The organism is Aerococcus sp. L_32, from assembly GCF_050689315.1.
Genome location: NZ_JBOEQF010001315.1, coordinates 1 through 506 on the forward strand (window position 1 = coordinate 1; position 506 = coordinate 506).

1 protein-coding gene is annotated in these 506 nt (G+C 36.8%); it reads right to left on the reverse strand.

The window, feature by feature from the left end; genetic code table 11:
• A partial coding sequence (locus ACRCJ0_RS19535; protein ID WP_431391882.1) for a PH domain-containing protein occupies positions 1-260 on the reverse strand: 260 nt, incomplete at its 3' end.
• Positions 261-506 lie beyond the last annotated feature (246 nt).

A 506-nucleotide genomic window follows, 5' to 3' on the forward strand; every position in this document is an offset into this window, starting at 1 on the left:
ACATCAAAATTCCCCACAGTTTCTACTGAAAAGCGTGAAATTGACTTGTAAGGTACACTCATGAAGTCTCGTTTCTTACCGGTAATCCCTTGTTTATCCATTAAAATTAATCGATATGATGTGAATACGACTAAGTCTCGCAAGATGTTGTAAGATAATTCAATTGATTCACCGGGAATGAGTACCTTCTCCAAAGCCTCAGAAACTCGCTCCTTATCCGCTTCTGAAGCATTACCAAATAATCCTGAAAATAAGCCCATATTGCCACTCCTTTTTTGTAAAACAGTTGCCTACCATTTAAGTTCACTTCATTATACCGAGTAAATGAAAACAAGGTCAACCAAGGCTAATTTTGAGCTATTATCCCTAGATTTTGATATAATTAAGGTAATAAAGCGTCACACAAGTTGAGGAGGGAATATATGGGATACGAAATTAAAGAAGTCACCAATGGATTTGCCATTTTTAACGAAGCAGGCGACAAACGTATTGCTGAAATCGAGTAT